Below are 19,146 nucleotides of genomic sequence, written 5' to 3' on the forward strand. Positions count from 1 at the left end.
AAGTAGACGGGTAAATCAGGCTTGCCCTGAACCTGGATCGAACTTTGACTGCGATTGACTCCGTCGTCATCACTGCCAACCGAAATCCGGCTGTCCAGGAATTTCATCACGACGCCCGCATCGATCACCAGCTGGATTCCGCCGGGCAGAACCAAATTGCGACCATCCTCGAGCGTCTTGCTTAACGCATCGATGTAGCCGACTTCGTACGCCACATTGTCGAGCGGTGTGCTGATATCGGCGTCGCTACCACCATTGGGCAGCAACCGGACGACCACATCTTTGGCACCGCCATCGACCATCGCCTTAGCAGCGGCAAGTGCATCCGGAATGTTGTTGAATGGATTCGATTGAGACCCAAGTAATCCGCTTCCGGCACTGGATGATTTGTTGACATAGACGGTATTGGATCCGGCAGGTTTGAACCAGAAATCATAGTTTCCTCCTGCAGCACCATCGCGATCGCCGTCCAATTCGCTACCGCCTGCATCGGTAATGGCCAAGCCAATATCCGAGCTGAAATCAACACGCAATTCGTACTTGCCTTCGCTGACGCCACCGGCAGAAGAAACGCCTGAATTGGGGTCGTAAGCGTCGTTGCCCTCGGCTGCAACGCCGACAAAGTAGGTCCCTGGCGTGACTGCGAATTCCAAAAACGAGTCGCTACCGAAGTAGTCTTCGTTGCTGGAAATCAACTGAAGATCTCCACCGACTTGGCGAAATAGGGACAACCGAGTGTCCAACAGACTTGCGTCCGACAATCGCTGTGCAAACGTTTGAGCTTTCAGCACTCCCGTCTCGGTGACATTGACGCGGTACAAATCGACATCAAGCGATTCCTGTTGATGCAGGTATAGACCATGAACCAGATCGTTGTCGCCTGGGAATGCCCATTCCGGGATAAACGGACCCGGCCGCTGCGTATCGGGATACTCGTTTTCACCCCCTTGAACCGTTCCTGGCGGTAACTCGTAAGCATGCCCCAGCCCAATGGCATGGCCTACTTCGTGCAAGGCAACTTCAAAAAAGGAACCGCCGAATCGATTCGATGCTTGATTTTGAAAATCAAGCGAGTCCATCGTGACGCGTCCAGGGCCACCAAGCCCCGCGACTCCGCCGACACCACTCGTAATCGTGGGATCCGCAGTACTGAGGTCGCCGACAATCAGAGCCAAACCGGTAGAATCGGTTTCATAAAAGTCGATTCCCAACATCGACTCATAAAGCTCGAGCACTTCGCGGAAACGCTCTTCTTGATCTGCGTTGATATCGTTAAACAACGCCGTGCCAGCACTATTGGTTCCATACGACGTGTTACGCAAAAACGTGAACGGAATCGAAGTGATCGAGTTGTCGAAATCGCGATCCCCAGGAAACAAATAGTGATCTTCGACTTCGATATCACGATGCCCTGGCTCTTGAATTCCACCTGGATTGTCGACCAACGGAATGATGCCGCTGGCGGTCGCGTTGCGAATCTCTTGCCCCACAACGACGGTCGACCAGCTTCCGCTTGCCGCCGCAGGAATGGTATTCGCGCCAGCAGCGGTTAACCCTGGATCGGTCGCGATCGAATTGACAACCGTGTGTTTGGTCACACTAATCGCGCTCAAATTGGTACTGTCACCAATTCGCAAACGTAGGTTACTTCCCCCACTGACATAGGTGTCGAGATTTGCCCCGAAGGTCAACGTGACCTTCCGCTCGGCATCGACCTTGGTCACGCCCGCGACCGGAATCACGACATCGTCTTCGCTGCTTACGGTGCCCTTGGTATTGATTAATTGATAGAACGCGGGCGTATCGACGGTCGAGCCGCCGCGGAACAAATCGAGGTCGTCAAAGTAAACATCGATTTGGTCGGGACGCGAAACACCATTGTCAATCGGCTGCGGAACCACCGCGATGACTTTGCCCCCCAATTCAAGCTCGAACCCAATTACGTCACGAAGTTTGGTGACGTCGCCCGGGACCGTTTGTGGATTGGTGGGAACGAAGGGGGCTCCTCCCACGCTGGTCAAGTCCGTGGAAACGGACAGCTGATAAAATCCATCCTTCAAGTTCTCGGCAAATCGCAAAGTGACGTTGCGACCATCGGCATCCAAACCCGTGAATCCGATGGGGACCAGCGTCGCGTTCGTATCAAAATTGCCTGTTTCGCTGTAGTAGATCTCGATCGCATCGAGCGTCGTCGCATCAAGCGCATTGAGACCGGTAAAGGTCAACAACAATTCGGTGGGCGCGGTCTGACGAATGTTTTCGTTGGGTTGATCCGATGGATCGAGATCAAATAGGTCGCTGCCATTGGGCGCAACTGCAATCAATCGCGGATCCGACACATTGCTCTGACTGACCGATAACGAATAGAGCTGTGTTTCGGTCACATCCCCCAGCGTGGGACCGTAAACCGATCGACCAAACACACCAATCGTGTAGGTCCCCGACTCGCTCAAACGAAGCCCGGAAATGACTTCGGGGCGTCCCAACAATCCGTCATTAAGACTACGAATCAGCGTGCCATCGGGACCATACAGCTCAAATCGCAGATCGCTTAACTGAGTGGAATCCACCGATCGCACGGTCCCACCATCGGGACCGATATCGTAAACCATTCCATCTGGTGCGACGATCAACGTGACCAACGTGTCGGCGGTTCCGGTGAAGCTATACCAGTCGGCGTCGCTATCGCGGTCCAGGGAAACGTTACGCACCTCGATCGGACTGGTGCCAATCGCACCAATGTCGACCGCATTAGCGCGTACGTCGTTGTCGATGAAACGATCGCCATACAAGCTCTGTGCCGCCAGGATATCATCATGCTGAGCCCCCCTAAACTGAGTGGTGATCGTGGGTTCCATCAACTTGGATTTATCGACCGGGGTAACGTGGCCGAGCCCAATACCATGACCGATTTCGTGCATCAACACGTTATGCAACGCGAGATTTTCGCCCGTCGGTCCGTTTGAATTGTTTTGATAGAAGATGTCGGCCGTGTCGATGACCATATCTCCCGCAGCACCACCGCCGCCGGGGAAGTAATTGAAGGCGAGCGTATTGAAATTTCCATCGATCGTCGCGCCACCGATGCGGAAGTCACCCCGAACCCCTAGCTCACCGACAGATGAGCCGCCTTGAGCGGCACCATCATCATTCGCTTCGTAAACGAAATTGACCCCGCTGAGTGCACTCCAATCATCGTAGGCCTTTTGGATCAAGGGGAACCAAGGACGATCCGCGACCGTGTTTCCTCCGCCGCCATAAATACCGTCCAAGAAGGAAATCAAGTTGCTAGGCGACCCCGGATTGTCCGTTCCCGCGATCGGCGTTCCGTCGGGAATGATGCTCCAAGTCAACGTGATGGAATCACCAAACGTCGCACTCGTCCCGCTCGCAGCATTGCTCCAACGTGATCCTGGCAGATTGATCTCAGTTGCGCTGTTGCTGTCATGGAATTTCTTCTCCCACGCTTCGATCACATCGTCGGGAGTGCCCGGCGCAAAGACCGCGTGGGGATGAGCATCACCTTGGTCAAACGATGCCCCCACCGCCATCTGGGTTCCGCTGGCATCAAGCATCTGCAGAAAACCGGGCATCGATTCGGATGCCACCGCTGCCGAGGCACCGTCAGCGTAGAACGAAAGAGGCCGGCTCGTTGCCAGATCGGTGGGCGTTTGGGCCAAGGAGACAAGGTCCTTGGGATCGCTCTGTCCCACCATTCCAATTTCAGCAGCCAACAACTCGCGACGCTCAAGCGTCTCGTGATGCAAACGACGTGAAGTTTTCTTCGACAGCGGGGAGGATTTGCGAAAGTTTCGTCGCTGAGTCATGTTCGCCCGAACCTCGAGGGATCGTATTGAAAGGAATATTGGGATCGTCGTGAAAAAAAAATAAAGTGAAATGCGTGGCGTCGAGCCGGGGTCAATGTCGAGCTGGGGTCGAATCTCGACGGCTAAACGGAATCACGACGTGTTACTAAGGCTCAACCGCGGCCACCACAGGGCGGTCGGAGCGGAATCGGGTTAATGGAAAGGCAAATCTCAGTGGCGAAACCGAGACGACACGTGCTGTCTCGCAGTCCCTCACAGTGAATTTACCGGTCGCTACCACCCTGGAAATCAGATTTCGGATGCCTAGCGTTGCAACTCGGCTGGCGATACCGCCAGCCGCACATTTTGATGGATGACTCACTGCACATCTCCGTTGATAAAGGAATCTTCCAACAACGAGGTAATCGCCAGGTCGACACTCGAAGAGTCCGACGAAGCCGTGCCCCCATCGGAACCTCCGAATTGATCGACGACGTTTTCAACCGCCGAACGGCCAATTTCGAAGCCCGCTTGCAATATTGCATCGCGTGGATCGACCGCCAAAGTCGTCGATTCGCCCTCGACAGCGGCCGCGTTGCGAACCGGCAAATTCGCCGCGGATGCCGAAGCGTACGAGACCGAGGCGGCAAGGTTGGCGTCGCTGGTCAGCGAGTCGCTTTGGACCGCAAATTCACCTTCGGCGACCGCTTCCCCCTGGCCAATCGGTTGACCACCACGAAGTTCCAATGCGTTGATCACCAACAAAGCGTCAAACGCTGAAACGAACCCGTCACCGCTGACGTCAACATAGTCAGGTGGCGGGCTGCCAATGGCATCGACCGGCAACGACGAAGCGGAACCTGACAAACGTTGGTTCAATAGGTTGATGATTCGCAGTGCATCGAGTGCTGAAATGGCGCCGTCCGCATTCACGTCCGTGACCATCGAAGCGATCGGATTCTGGTAACGCGATTGGTTCAACGTGAACGTGACTGTCGCTGTGTTGCTAACAAGTCCCGTCGAATCAACCACGTTGTACGAGAACGTGATCTTGTCACCGACGTTGCCGGAGCTGGCTCTGAAGGTAAACGTTCCATCAGCATTGAGCACGAAATCAGGACTGGTCGGTGTCACCGAGTTCAGATCGATCGACAACGAATCGCCATCAGCATCGATGTCATTACCCAACAAACCGTCCGCAGGGTTCAGTACCTGCAACTGAGCTCCAACCGGAACGTTGTAGCCATCGTTGTTGGCAACCGGAGCATCGGGGGTCGCGGTGACCGTCAAGGTGAATGCGTCACTGATCCGGAAACTGCCATCGGTCGCAGCAATTTCAAGCTCCACCGCACCCGATTGGTTTGGCTTCAATTGGATCTGCAATTCACCATTGACAAAGCCAATCGATTGAACCAACGGATGCTGTGCAATTTGCGCCGCAGTTGGATTCGTGATATTGCCAATCCGAGCAACCGAATAGGTCAGTGGTTCGCCGTCGGGGTCCGCAAACACGGTTGACAACGTCGCGGTCACCAATTGGTCTTCGACCCCGCCAAGCGGGTTGAAGGTTCCGACCAACGTCGGTGGATCCGGCGTATCGTTCACCGTAACCGGAATCTGGGTGACGACCGTCGCACCACTGGTATCGACCGCGGTGATGCTTAGCGTCGCGTTGCCAAACGCAAACGGTGGCAGATCCAAGATCAACGTATCCGCCAAAGCACGAGCGGCGACGATCGACGAATTCGACGACGTGACGGTATAGCTGATATCGTCATTCTCGGGGTCGCTAAACCAAGTCGAAAGATCGAACTGCACCGTTCTCGCATCGTCTTTGCTCTCGTCAAAGGTCAGCGACGTTTCATTGGCGTTTCCATTGATCCCGATGAATTGAGGTGCATCGTTCTGACCACCCACGTTGATAATCACAAGCGCCGTTGAAGTGGCACCCAAACTATCACGAACGCTGTAGTTGAACTGGTCAACACCGCTGAACTGGGATGGCGGGGTGTAACGCAAATTTCCATTTTCAAGCACGACGTTGCCGCCGCGGAAAGTCCGCTGCGGGAAGTCGGTCGTGACCAAGCTGATCGTTTGACTTTGCGGTGGGTTGACTTCGTCATCCGGTCCCGCAGCGTCGTTGTCCAAGATGCCCTTCTTATCCACCGTACGGACAGGGATAATCAGCGGCGTATCTTCCTCGGCCGTGTAGGTGTCATTGGTGAGACGAGGTGCATCGTTCACCGAGTCAAACGAGATCGTCACTACACCGGGGACCGCTGCGGTCTCAGGCGTCTGGCCAGCACCGGGGACATCCGCAACAAAGTAGGTGAATGTATCGGCTTGAGTTCCGTTGTAATCGACCGGCGGTGTGTAGACCAAGCTTTGACCGTCACTGGAAATCGCAATGATTCCGCCGAGCGACGACAAGAATGGACCACGGACACTGCCCACCGATTGGAAAATCAAAGGCTGATTTGCCTCGTTCGCCGGACCTGGGCTGTAGAACGGATCGATCAATTCGGCCTTGGTGAACGTCGTCACCGTATCCTCGTTGATTCGCACCGATTTGCCTGGGTTACTGCCAACAAGCACCGGAGGATTATTCACCGGCGTGACATTGATCGTGACCAAGATCGGCCGTGCACTGAGCAATTCGCTCTCCGAAGCGAGCGGTTTCACATCGGTCACACGAGCACTGAACGTGACTTGTCCGTTGAAGTCCTGTGCCGGCACAAATGTGAACGTGCCGTCACTGCGAAGATCCAATTCGCCCGCTTCGACATTGCTGACAAACAGCGTTTCCTTTCGTACGTCCGGAGCATAGATGGCCACGTCATCGTTATCCGCATCGATGACTCCGACCAACAACCCGTCATCGCCCGTGGTCGTTGGCGTCAACTGTCCCGTGCTATCAAGGACTTGTAACGGACGATTTTCTTGGACGGTGTACGTGCGATTGGCTTGTTGGTTGCCAACGGCCGGAGCGGATCCAGGCAACAAACGCAATCGATAATCTTCGACTTCGCCGCTGAGAGCCAAACCGGTTGGTTGCAGCCCACCGTTTCGTGACACGCGGAACCGGGCATAGGTGTCCGTTGCAGTGACCGGATTCGGTGCGTTGGACGGGAACGGAACGTAGAACGTTTGTGCTTCGCCGTCCCCATTCAGGATCGCCCCGCTAATGATCTGGTCGCCCACATCGGTGAAATCGCCATCGGCAGCGAAATCGATCCAGGCATCCAGCACGCCCGACCCGGTGACCTTGATCGGCAAGAAGATCGCGACATTGCCATTGGCGTCGAGGATCAAGTCGCCGTTTTCGTCAACGCGAGTCACGCCGACGCTGCGATTGAGAATTCCGTTTGGATTCAGATCACTGACAAAGTCGACACCGTCTTCATCATCTCCATCGATCGTGACCACGGCGCCGTCAACCGAAACGGCTGCCGGGCGAAGTGGACTCTCTTCGATCGCTTTCTTGATCGCTTCGGCAATCGATTCAGGCGTATTAGTGGTCGAACGAATCGCAAAATGGTCTTCGTCGAAACGACCGTTGATATCAAATTCGAGCGTCGCGATGTCCACGCCGGTATCGATCGTGATCGTGTCTCCGTCACGTGTCGAGGCGTTGACGGATGAATTCACCGTCACCTCGACCCGTCCTTCGACGATTTGCACGTCGAACAATGTGCCAGTCGACGTCGCAGAAATCGTCAGATCGTCACCATCGGCCGCATGGCCAGGGATGCCGCCGGAATCCACGTCAACCTTGGTTCCCAACTTGATATCACCGCCCACCACGTGGCGAGGTCCATCGTTGGCAAGCGTGGTCGGGTAACGACCCGGAACACCGCTGACGGGATCCGGAGCGTCACCAAAATCGAGTCCCACCGTCGGCATCAAAATGGTGAACTGAGTCGATTGATCGTCGCGGTTCGGTTCCAGCGGATTACCGACTTCGTCCTTAATGCCAGGCAAGTAGAACGTCGAGATCGGCCCTTGGAAGATTTGCCCGTTCTCGACAAAGAAGGTTCCTCCACCGCGGTCTTCGGCAACCAGATTCGTCAACGCCGGTTCACCCGGTTGGTTGACACTGTTGATTGCTTTCAGCAGGGCTGTCTTGATTTGTTCGGCTGTGAAGTTGGGTTTAATCGGAATCGCAATCGCTCCGCCCGGTACCCCGACCACATTCAACGTGGGTGCTTGCGAGGCGTCCACAACGGTTCCTGGCAGATCGTCAAGCGAAACCGTTCCGGTCGGATTGCCGAGCAAGTCCAAATCGGCGGTCGCGGTCACCCGTAGCGAGCCACGGTTGTTGTTGATAGCCGCCGCCAAAGAAACTGCGATATCCCCGATCGTGCTGGTCGGTTGGAACGGGATCGCGATGTTTCCAGGCCGGACACCGCCGCCGTTGTTGACCGATTCAAATTCGAACGAAACAGCCACAGTGCCTTGACGCAGCGTCAGCACTTCGCCGTCGTTGACAATCCCACGACGGATCGCGATTTGTGAAACGCCGGGGGCTCCAGATCCTGGCACGGCCGGATCGGCAGGAATCCCGTTCAATTCGACTCGGTCTGCTGCAATACGTCCCAGCGAGATGCGACCATTGAGCAGGTTCTGAGCGGCGATACCCACGGTCGAACCATTGATCGCCAGCACCAACGAATCTGCCAAAATGTCGACAGTGTCAAAGGTATTGAACGTTACAGGAATCGAATTCGGAACGGTCTGCAGGGTGTTGACCAAGTTGAATTCAAAGATCACATCGTTGCCCAGGTTATCTCGCAAGATCAGGACGCTGCCGTCTTGGAAACCACCACCGCCAACGAGCGGCAGGTTCAATAGCAGCGGTCCGAACACTTCGATCGATGAGGCCCCCGTGACATCCGGTGTGCCCACGACTTCGAGCGAAGTCCCGGTCACTCCGACGCCAAGACCTTGTTCTCCACCAATCGAAACCTGGCTTCCGTCGATCACCGTCACTTGATCGGTATCCAAACCGACAATTCGGTCAACTCCGTTGACCTTGGTCGACTTGATCGCCGCGACAATTTTCGCTGCCAATTCATCCGCAGTGGTCAGCCGGGTGATGTTCACTGGAATATTCGGAACCGTCACGCCATCGTCAATCGTCGTTCCGAGCACCGCACTTGGTTCATCGGTGCGATTGATCTCGATGCTAATCGGGTCAGAACCATTGTTCGGCGAGAACGTGATCAAGTCACCATCGGTCGGCGTGCGACTGAGTCCCACCAACGTCAGTTGGCCAAAGGGAACATTCGCAGAACCATTGATGGGCAAGTTCAAGTAGACCGAATCCGCACTGACGCGAGCGTTCAAACGCAAGGAGGAGGCCAAAATCGCTTGCTGGATTGCCACGGCAACTTGATTCGCCGTCAAATCGCTTGCGATCGGAACGACCACGTTGGCTGGGTCGACTAAGCCGCCGGCGATATCGAATTCAAACGTGATCGCTTGAGTGCCGTCGTTGACCACAAACGTGTCTCCATCGACAACACCGCCGAATGCGGATCCCGCTTCGGGAACGCGTAAAGCAAGCGTTCGCACATCTTGCAGCAATCCGCTTCCGCTGGTGGTCGCGGTGGTCCCCGGTTCGGCACCAATCACGACGCGGAACGGATCGTTGTTGGGATCGGTGATCGGATCGCCGTTGGCGTCGTTAAGCGGATCCACCTTGGTTTCGACGTTCAGACGCCCGGCGGCCACTTCTGCATCAATGGCAGCTTGGATGTTCAATGCGATTCCGTTTAGGAATACACGCAGCGCTTCGGGATCGGTCGGCGGACGCTCCGATGGCAATGCAACCACAACGCTGTTTGGCAGCCGAGCCCCATCGCTATCAAGTTCAAAGACAACGACTTGGTTGACGCCATCATTGATTTGAAAAATATCGCCGTCACTGACGCCACCAAAATTAGTGCCCACTTGAGGCACGATCAGCGAGATCGTTTCGGGCAACTGCAACTGATAACCGGTCTCGAATTCGAAGACGATATCGCCACCATTGGCGTCGGTGATCGTGATTTGATCTCCGTCGGACAGACTGCGTCCCTCGGGTGCCGACAACACGGTGCGGTCGCGGTTGTTCAAACCAATACGGTACGAACGATCGTCCTGCCAAATTCCCGCCAACGGCGTCAACGTGATCAGGTTCTTTGTCTTGTCGTAGCTGAAGATGTAATCGATGCCTTCTTCGAGCAAACGATCATCTTCGAACAGCGTCACATTCGCACCCTGTGGGCGAAGGCCTGGGATCGCAGGAACAACGACGGTGTTGTCATCGATGCCGATACCTGGGAATGGATCCGAGGCATCGCCGTTGTCACGCAGCTGAATACGGAATTCTTTGTATGTGCCTCCGGTCAAATTGATGAAACTGATCGCGGGATCCGAATCAATTCCTTCGGCATCGTTGTCGCGTGGGATCTCGGCAATCGCGACGGGGCCAACAAAGTCGGCAAGCTCATTGGAGCCACGATCTCGGAAGACCGATTCACCCACGGTTCCCGGCGGCTGGAAGAACGGGTTGTCCGCTCGCAAGATGCCGTTGACATCGCGAGTTGGTGCCAGCACGTTGCTTTCGGTGATCCCCACCGACGCCTTGAGTGCCTTGAACGTGTCGCGATCGGTCAACGAATTGACAGAGGAATCGACGAGCAACGAATTCCCGATCGGCAAGAAATTGTTTCCAGCCGCATATTCAAGCGACGGAGCAAAGTTGCCCAGCGTGACGTTGAAATCATCGGTGCCGCCGTTCAGATTACTCGGCTCGTTTGTTCCCGTCGTGATGCCATTGGAATTGGCAATAAACGTCATGCGGCTGTTGAAATCGGTTTGATTCGGTTGATCGAATTGGAACACCGACCCCACCACAACCGTGTCTTGGGTCATCGGTTTGGGATGCGAGTTGGTGTTTTGCCCGAAACCAAGTGCATTGGTTTCTTCGATCACGACACTTTCATGCAGATTGACAAACACGTTGTTCAGAATCGCTGGGCTTGAACCGCCTGCGATCAAGACGCCGGTTTCGTTGAGCACTTGATCGGTGTCACGTCCGGCAACCGGATCAAGCGTCAAGCCGGCCGCACGTGCTGCGGCACTGAGTTCGATCTTGGCAACGTTATTAACGGCCACGTAAAGCTCGGTCGTGCCGCTTCCAGGTGTCGACAATCGGTTATGGCCGTAACCCTGTTGGAAATCGGTCGCGTTACCGGCCAACGCATGAAACATCGGATTGCCGGTTTGGGCACGTTCGGGCAATTCTTCTAGATCGTTGCCGTTCCAAAGCGAGGCTCCCTTTTCATTCAATACGGGTGCCAATCCCGAACTCGATCCGAGTGTATCGAGCAGCAGCGGCCCAGGTTGACGCAGCGTCAAGTTTTCAACGCCACCGTTGTCCCCATCGCGTCCACCCAGTGCCAACGCCGAAGCGTGCTGGATCGGACCACTGATTCCGCCCGGTCCGTTGCCTTGGGTGTGATTGACCAACAACGGATGAATATTGATCGCAGTGCTGATTGCCCGAATGATATCAGGCATGTGATCCGCATCCGCCACAACCACATTGCCGACTCCGACATTGTTGGAGAAGGTGAACGTGACTTGATTGGTCGCGGCATTAGGAACGTCCGGGATTTGGGTCACAGTAAACGTGGTTCCGATCAAATCGGCACCGCGAACGCCACCCCCATCGTTGATCGCTCCGTTGTTAATGCTCATCACGAACCCGCGAGCCGCATAGTTCTCGATCGAGATCGTGTAATCGCCGGTTCCACCAGTGCCCAGTTTCCGGCCGGACAAATCGGAGGGATCAAACGATTCGTTGCCCTTGCTGCTGACCGCGATGAAGTACGTACCGGTCGACAAGGCAGTGAAGTCAACAAACGGATCGCGGGTGTTGACATCATCATTGGTCGGATTAGCAACCGTGGAACCGGGATTCAGATAGCTCGGTGCGGTGGCGGCATCGACCACGGTCAAGCCGTTAGCCAGCGTCTGAGCAACTCCGCCGGCGTCAAATACTTGCAATACCGTATCGAGTGAATTGAAGGTATCGATATCGACGATCAAACGATCGCCGACTTCCATTTCGACTCGGTAAAAGTCGACATCGCCGGCGGCGCCAATCGGACCGCTGTTGTCGCCGATCGCGGCGGTGTCGACATAGGCACCGACATGGCTGCGACCGATCTTGGTATCAATGGCCGTATCGATCGTGTCGTCGGATTCGCGATCCGCCGATTCGGGGAACAAACCTTCGGTACCATCGGCACCATAGATGGTGTTATTGACGATCCGTGAAAACGGTTGTAGCGGTTCCGCCACCGGTGCCAATGTCGTTGTAATGTTCGCGACACGCGGCGTTTCAGCAACACGGGTCGTAATATAGATGTTGCTGACACCGGTTAGATAGACCGCCGCGGTGGTAAAGTCCATCGGCAAACGTGCGTTTGCATTGGCAAACTCGTCATCGGTCAACAGCGATGGACCGACATACGGTGTCACCAGTTCTGCAGCATCATTGGTGACCAGAATGCTGCCTTGGATCGCCTGCATGATCGCGGTCGCCATTTCGATCGAGGTGTAGGCATTCGCACCGGCTCGGCCGTTGTAGGTCAAGTTCGACGCGTGCGTTCGACGATAATAAATCGGCACGTGTCCATCGGCCACGCCATCGCCGCCCTGGACGCCCGATCCGCTGGCAGTCGTCGGTGTACCACCAATGTCATCGAATTCGAACACGACACGTGTTCCGCCCGAGTCGATCGCCATCGTCACGCCGTCAGCAACGTCATCGCCGTCGCCGATTTCGATCATCCATGGGCGTGTTTCCCCTTCGACTTTGATTCCAGCGTAACCGGCTTGGTCGATCGTGTTGTTGCGAACCACAACCCCCGGCATCAAACCGCCAAGCACTTCGTCATTAAGCGTTGGCAGATTCCGAGCCACTCCGGGTTGAGGATTGCCAACCGGCGGTTGCTGCATGAACGGATGCGGCTGCGTAATCACACCTGGGTTGAATGGATCAAAGTTTCCAAATCGTGGATCCTGGCGAACATCTTCAGGATCGGTATCACGCAATCCCGGCTCACTCCAAATCCCGATCGCATGCGCGTCACTAATCGTGTTGTTCTGAATCACCAACTGAGATTGACGACGCTCGAAGTTGAAGTCACCAAGGCCCTGATTGAAAATCACCGGCAATTCCAAATTGCCATTTGCATCCAAGTTCAAACGAGTTCCCGGAGGCGGTGCTTGATTCACATTTGCAACCCCGATAAACGAACCGCCACGAGCGCCGACCAATGCCAAGCGTCCATCGGTCATCCCGTTGGTGTCTTGTCCCGCGGCCGAGGAAGCTTCGACCTTGATTCGCGTCTGCGTTCGGATTGCTGTACGAATTGATTCGGCGACGTTATGAGGATCATCGCCGGCAGCAAACAGCACCGGGGTGTTGCCAAAGCGAACAGTGCCTGGCGTCGTCGTGAATTCAAACGTCTGGCTGACACTTCCATCGCTGATGGTAAACGTATCACCATCGACAATCTGGTCTCCGGCCGGAGCAACAATCGTGATCGTTTCGCTGTGACGATCGTTGGTATCGAAGTCAAGATTCAACTGGGTACCGAACGCGGTTGGCGTTGCGTACTGAGTTCCCGGACGCATCTCGAGCTGATACTCGCCCGATTCACCGGAACCAAATCCTGAGAACCGGTCTTCCCCGCTGCGAGCGTTAAAGATCGTTTCGCCACGCTCGGCAAAGCCGACAATAAAGTCGTCGAGGTACAAACCGTTGCCGGTTCCAATGATTGGCCCACCACCACCGCTGGACGGCGTGTAGGTAAACTCAAATTGAATTCCCTCTTGTCCCGCAAATTGGCCAAGCGAAATACGGTTTTGGTACCATTCGGCATCAAAATTCGGTGTCGCATTCATCGTGACGCCCACCGGATCGTCGGCACTAAAGATTCTTAGCGATACGGCGTCACCTGCGGACGGATCAAAGTTGTAGTTGTAGTAGAACGTCGGTAAATCGGCGGCGACATACCCAGCCAAACTAAACGGTTCACTGGTGATCGTTCCCGGAGTCGAGTTGGTTAAGCGATCGTAGTGCAGTGCAGTATTGCCGCCTGCGCTGACAGGCAACACGTGATCTTCGATCGAAACGTGTAGCGTATAGGTTTGTGCGTTATTACTAATCGCATCGTTCGATAACGTCGTTCCCCCGTTGTTGTTAAACGCAAACGTAGTGTTCGTCGGCAGCACCCCAATGAAATAGGTGCCTGCGTTCAGCGTGAGATCGATAAACGGGTCAAGACTTCGACCGCCATTGTCATCGGGTGCACTGCCCAATCGTCCATCGTTGGCGTTAGAGGTGGTCACACGTCCCGTGCCCGGTACAAACTGCAATTGGCCCGGGTTGGCCGGATCGAGCTGTAACAGAACAAAATCAGTGTCCACACTGGTGGGATCAAATTGGTACGTTGGCGTGAGCGGATCGGTATCATTGATTCCTTGGAACGGATTGTAGCCGTTGTCCAAATCGATGATCACGCGAAGCCCATCGTCATTGAGCGTGAACTGGTAAAAGTCCGCTAAGTCCGAGCGCAAGTTGCCTTCGATCGAAACGTGAGGAATGAACACCGATGTGTTTTCCGACACGCCACCAAAGAACGGGCTGCCAATAAACTGACCACCAATCTCAGAGTCATCGACAAGTGAGAAATCAAGGTTATCCAGATTGGCAGTGTTCGCGCCCCCTACATTGTTCGGCGCATCGCCACCGGCAACAGCGAATTCAGAGATCCGCGGTGCTCCGGTCAGTGACGTTCCATTAGAACCATCAAAGTGCGTTGGTTTGCCGTGACCTGGACTGGTTTCCGAAGCTTCGACAAACCCGCCTGCGGCGATGGTTGCATCCGAGAACAGCTTGATCAAATCCGCTTGCGTCGCGGTGCTTGGGGTCGCAGCATTGATACGGTCTTCGACGATTCGATGCACCGAGTTGATCGGCTCGCGACGCACCGAGTCGTTAGCAGTCAGTTCCAGCGGCAATGATCCGTCAGCGGTGACGGCGACGTAGTACGTCCCTTCGGGCAACGAAACCGGGCCGATGAAAGCATCCCCGGTGCCGATCGAGCCACGCAGAAGTTTTTCGAGCGATGAATTCTCGCCATTAGGACTGGTTAAATCGTCCAGGATATTTGCGTCCTCGCCAAACAGCACCAAGCGTGGCAATTGAATGCCTTGCTCGCCATCCGGATCATAAAAGACGCTGATCGACGTGTTGGGGCGATTGAAACCATCGGCATAGTCGATATCAAACACGGTCGAGCGAAGCAACGAACCGTTGCCAACGCTGTAGTCGACGTCGAATTGATAAAAATCGACATCAAACGTACTGCTTAGCGATCCCGCAACACTGATCACTCCGTTCTTATTGCCGACCAAATTGCCGATGTTCTGGGGCCGTTGGCCCAGCGGGGTGGTATCGCTGAATAAACCAGGCGTGGTGTCGATGCGGTCGTTACTGGCGTTAAACGAGGACGTCCCTTCGTTTTCGCCCGCTTCACCCACCAACGGGGACGAACTCGGCAATCCGCGAGTGTGGATTCCGTTATTCGCGTAACGAATATCGGTGTAACGAACGACGCTGCCGGGGAACTCTTGCTCTTCGGTCAAACGCACTTGGAAGCGATAGCCGCCATAGGTCAAACCGCCCTCGATGTCGTCGGGATTCAGCGACGCACTGCGAACGCGGAAGAAAAACACGCTTCGCGCTGATGCGTTGGCCGAATTGCCAGGCAAAGTAAAGTGGATGCCAGCGTCGCGTGGGTTGGTAGATCCGAAGTCTTCATACAACCCGCCCGCGCCGCGTTCGGTGTACTGTTCACCGGAAGCTTGCAAGGAAGTCGTGCTGCTTAGCAAACTCGGATCCAGCACGACCACCGATGCATCGCCCGAAGTTTCTTCGAACGAGTTATCGCTACGCGCCAAGACCCGGCCATTTTCGTCAAGCAGCTCGATCACCGAGTCAAGCGTGTAGGTGGTGCGATCAATGTCAACCCAAATCTCGGTTCCCGGCGATCCGGTGAATGTATAGGTATCGATATCCGTTTCGCTGCTGAGGTAACCTTCGACCTCAAATCCATGCCGACGGTTTTCGTCTCCAGAAAACAAATTCGGAGCCAACTCGCCGAGTAGCTGAGCGTTTTCAATCGCCCCGTTCAAACCGGGTGCCACTTCGGTCGGCAACTCGAATTCGGTAATCACATCGACGTTTCGGTCGTTGCTGTATTGGTCCAAGAATACGCTTCGCCAATCATTTGGCTCGGGTCGTGATTGGATGCCGTCACCGTTGGTATCGGTGAACTGCGAACCATCCGGTTTCAACCCCGCTCCGACGGTATCGTCTTGAAGACTCGTCAATACGACGGGAGCCCCCGGTTGGCCGACGATATGAATCGCACCGCCAATGCGGTCTTGAATGTCACCAATGGAACCGGTGGCGGTAAATCCGGTACCCAGCGTCGCGCTGTTGGGAGTCCCCGAGCCGGTCAATTTCACAACCAGACTTTCATCCACTCGGCTCATCAATCGCAAGCCGCCAGAGCTGTGGAAATTCTCGATCGTCAATCCATCAAACAACATGTGGACGATATCGGTATCATCCCACACGCTTTCAGTGGTCAACGTACCGCCGCGGATTTCCAATCCGGACAATTGACGTAGCGTCGCATTGCCTTCGGTCACGGTATCTTCGTAACGGTTAAAGCGAATCATCGGACCGTAGTTGTCGTCCAACTCACTGAGCCGATCGCTGTTCCCGGTTTGACGTCCGGCGTCGATCAAACGTTCAGCGGTCATCGATTCGCTATCGATATCAATGATCGAACCACGGTTATCGGTAAACGTCGTGCCTACGATGATTGGTTGAGCGCCTCGAACCAAAATCGTCGACGGAGTATTGATCAACCGACCAAATCGACCAGCAGGTCCCGCTCCGTCTTGTCCGTCTTCGTTGAATTCAAAACGCGAGTTGGTGATGCGGCCATTGGCTTGTTGCAGTTCCAACGCATTGAATCCGCGTGCTTGCCCCCCTTCGAGCAAACTGATGCCACCCGCATAGGCCACAGTCGCGAAATCAAGGCTGACGGTCGACGTCGGGCTGGCGTAAATCCCCGCCCAGTCCCCGTAATTGGCGTTTGTTCCGCCGCCCGTATCCTGCCCGTCGTTGTTGGTGTCAAACGTTCCGCCAGCACCAAATCGGTCATCGAAAACGCTTGTGAAGATAACCGGATTGCTCTCGGTACCTTCGGCCAACAATTGGGTTCCATAACCCAATTCAAAACGGGCACCACGAATCTTGACGACCGTTCCTGGATCGATCACGAGCGAAGCGTCAAGGCGTCCGCGAACACCTTTGAGAAAATCCCCAGCTTCATCAGTGGCTAACTTGCCATCAGTTGAGGAACCGTTGTCGATATACGAAACCGACGACGCATCCAGTTCCGCTACCAAATTGTAAACCTTAGTCCCCCCGACATCGACTGCTCGGTACAACCGGCGCGAGACATATCCCGAGTCCGTTTGAACTTGAGGCAAGCCGGTCAACTCAATCGACGTGTTCGAATTACTGACAGTGAACGAAAATGCAGCGTCACTAGGAGCGGATTCAAATCCATCGGCATCCACGAACGTCATTCTGTACAAATACGTTTTTGGTGTGAATGTTCCCCCACGCAATGCTCGAGCCGATATCAACGAGGTGGACGGTGCGAATCCGTCTTGGATGGATCCCCCAGGATTAGCCGCGATCACAATGTTTTCAGCAACATAGTGAACGATACTGGTGTCATCAAATCGCCCAGCGACGGTCAACGCTCGCGGCGGGTCGGTAGGAGTCGTTCCCACGCGAACAAACAAACCATTGATACTGTTTTCGAACAGTTGGTTGTTGTGAATCTCGGGGCCAACGCGGTCGTAGTCGGCCGTGTAAGCGCCAGCCTGTTGGAACTGAGGCGACTGGTAACTCGTCTCCTCGAAACTATCGGGCGATGCACTGATCGCCGCGTCCGCACTACTTGTGATTTCACTGAACGAGATCGTCGGACGTAGATTGACGATCTGGACCGGATTGACGAGTTGTTGAACCGAATCAATCAGTACGTTGCTGCTACCGCCGTAACGGATCTCAGCATGATTGACACGATTAAGGAAGATCCCTTGATCTTCGAGATTTTGGCGTCCTTCGGCTTGGTCGATATCACGCCGGAAAATCAAACCGCCCCAATTACCGGGTGCCACTGCGGGGCTGTTGCCGACCGCTGAAGCATCAACGTTGCGATCACGGAAACTGGTGAAAATCACACTTCCGTCGTCGTAGCCTGGGCGATCCGCATCATCGTTGCCAAGCAGTGTTGTCGTGTTTGGGTCGCTAAGGTCGACCAGTCGTGGTGTGCCCAGGACTTGCAACACACCGTTGCTGCGATCGACTTGAACGGTGCTACTGCCTACGCCGATCCATGATCCGCGGACCTTGAACACGGCGCCAGCGTCAATCATGGTCGTGACCTCTTTGGGCACTTCCATCACGCGGCCGTCTTCGAGGAATCCACCTCCGACGTCGGGAATACCGATCTTGTAGCTAAAGTTGTCGGCTTCGGTCGCCATATTATTATCGACGCCACCGTTACCCACGATCCGCACAATGTCTTTCGGCAACGCCGCATCGAAGGCGTTAGCGACGTTGGAATTGCTGATGTTGTTGAACGGATGAGCCAAACTTCCGTCGGCGTTCGGACCGGCTGTCTTGTCGACGAAAATGTTGCGTCCCGATGCTTCCAAGGCACGGGTGTCGTTCGATAGCTCGACTTCGCGTTCGCCCATCAAAATCACGCTACCGTTACTGACCGTCGCGGTCACACCGGTTTCGTTTTGGCGGCTATTGATCGCGGTTTGTAGCGTGGTCGCCAACGTGCCTGCAGGAGTCGGGAAATTAGGACTGCCAGGACTGTAGAACACAGCCACATTGCCTGGTTTCGCGGAACTTCCAATCGGCACAAATTCAAAAGTGCGAACCACACCGGCCGCACCGGTGACCTTGATCGTTTGCCCCACCGTTAACGCATCCCCGTTGTCGGTAAAGGTCAGCGTTCGATTCAGTGGACGGGTTTGGAACCAGAAATTATGAGCGCCACCGGGTTGCCCATCACCATCGCCATCGAGGATTGTGCCGGGAACGTCAACGCGATCGCTGTCCAAATCACGAATCACATCGGTTTCATCGACTTGTGGCTCGAATTTCAAGTGC

General features: G+C 55.0%; 2 protein-coding genes. Both read right to left on the bottom strand.

All coding sequences use genetic code 11. The features are described 5' to 3' along the window. The coding region (locus ABX962_RS09000) for a matrixin family metalloprotease (RefSeq protein WP_372718626.1) at positions 1-3,827 on the bottom strand (3,827 nt) is incomplete at its 3' end. 357 nt (positions 3,828-4,184) lie between these two features. Then, a complete protein-coding gene (locus tag ABX962_RS09005) occupies positions 4,185-19,109 on the bottom strand; it encodes a tandem-95 repeat protein (protein ID WP_372718628.1) in 14,925 nt (4,974 codons plus the stop codon). Positions 19,110-19,146: the final 37 nt, after the last annotated feature.

Origin of the sequence: Novipirellula sp. (assembly GCF_041583735.1) — a bacterium.
GTDB lineage: Bacteria > Planctomycetota > Planctomycetia > Pirellulales > Pirellulaceae > Novipirellula.